Raw genomic sequence first — 1,380 nt, 5'->3', positions numbered from 1 at the left:
CCAAGCGGGATCCCTACCCAACCCCCGAGGGTCTGCAGCCGGTATCGGGACTAAAAGCGCAGCCTCTACCGACTTTGGCAGATTTGGGCTTTGTCTGCGACCAGCGGATCCCAGCAGCGGGGGAAGCAGCGGCTCAAGCCCTTTTGGAAGACTTTTGTCAGGGTTTGCGCATTTTGGACTACGAGCGAGCCCGCAACTTCCCGGCTGAGCCGGGCACTTCTCTACTGAGCCCCCACTTGTGCTGGGGAACGATCGGCATTCGCCAGGTGTGGCAAGCCACGCGGGAGGTGGAAGCCGAGGTGCGCAGCGAAGAAGCCGAAAGCAGCTTGCAAACTTGGCGGCAGGAGCTGTGCTGGCGAGAGTTTTACAAGCATGTCTTGGCCCACTGGCCCCACGTGGAAACCGGAGCCTATCGACGAGCCTTTGATGCACTGGAGTGGGACAATCGGCAGGACTGGTTTCAGGCCTGGTGCACCGGTCAGACGGGATACCCCATTGTGGATGCGGCCATGCGCCAACTGAACGAAACTGGCTGGATGCACAACCGCTGCCGCATGATTGTGGCCAGCTTCCTGACCAAGGATCTGCTTATCGATTGGCGCTGGGGGGAACGCTACTTTATGCAAAAGTTGGTGGATGGGGATCTGGCGGCCAATAACGGCGGTTGGCAGTGGAGCGCCGGTGTGGGCACGGATCCCAAGCCCCTGCGCATCTTCAACCCGGCCACGCAAGCAGCCCGCTATGACCCGGAAGGAGAGTACATCCGTCGCTATCTGCCGGAGCTGGCACGGCTGGATACGCCGGCTCTGCTGTGGGTGGGAGATGACCCCAAGGGAGCCTGGGCTTTGCGGGAACGGCGAAGTTGTGGCTATCCGGATCCCATTGTGGATCACAAGGTGCAGCAGCAGGCGTTCAAACGGCGCTACCAGGCGGTGCAGCAGGCCTACTCTAGGTCTGTTCGAGACGGTCTCCCCCCTCCTTCCTAGTCCTCTGTGCCGCTGCCCCCTCTCTCGACGACGGCAGACAAAAGGCAAGACAGGTGCCATTTGAAATGACCACAAAGCAGGTCTGTGTAGTTGTAGTCAATTCAGTTGACAATGAGACGGTGTTAAAGGCAAGATGACGTGGGGGTAGACCTCGGGAGGAAGCTTCATGACCTATAGCTTAGACCTGAGAGAGAGAGTCGTAGGGTATGTCCAGGAAGGGGGCAGCCCCACTGCAGCTGCACAGATGTACAAAGTCAGTCGTGCAACGGTTTATCGCTGGCTGAACCGAGAAGACCTGAGGCCGACAAAAGTCAAGACTCGGAAGCGAAAGATAGACTTGGTCGCTCTGCAGCAAGACGTAGAACAGTACCCAGAAGCTCGACTGAAGGATAGA

Annotated in this window: 2 protein-coding genes; both read left to right on the top strand. The window is 58.6% G+C overall.

What is annotated here, in order from left to right:
- On the top strand, window positions 1–986 hold a 986-nt coding region (locus NW815_RS13945), incomplete at its 5' end, for a cryptochrome/photolyase family protein (protein WP_414416148.1).
- Window positions 987–1,152: 166 nt separating this feature from the next.
- Window positions 1,153–1,380: IS630 transposase-related protein (locus NW815_RS13940; RefSeq protein WP_414416147.1), on the top strand; the 228-nt coding region annotated here is incomplete at its 3' end.

The sequence above is a fragment of the Synechococcus sp. R6-7 genome (assembly GCF_047461695.1).
Lineage (GTDB): Bacteria > Cyanobacteriota > Cyanobacteriia > Thermostichales > Thermostichaceae > Thermostichus.
Note: the sequence above shows the minus strand (reverse complement) of the source record. Positions and strands in the feature narration are given on the sequence as shown.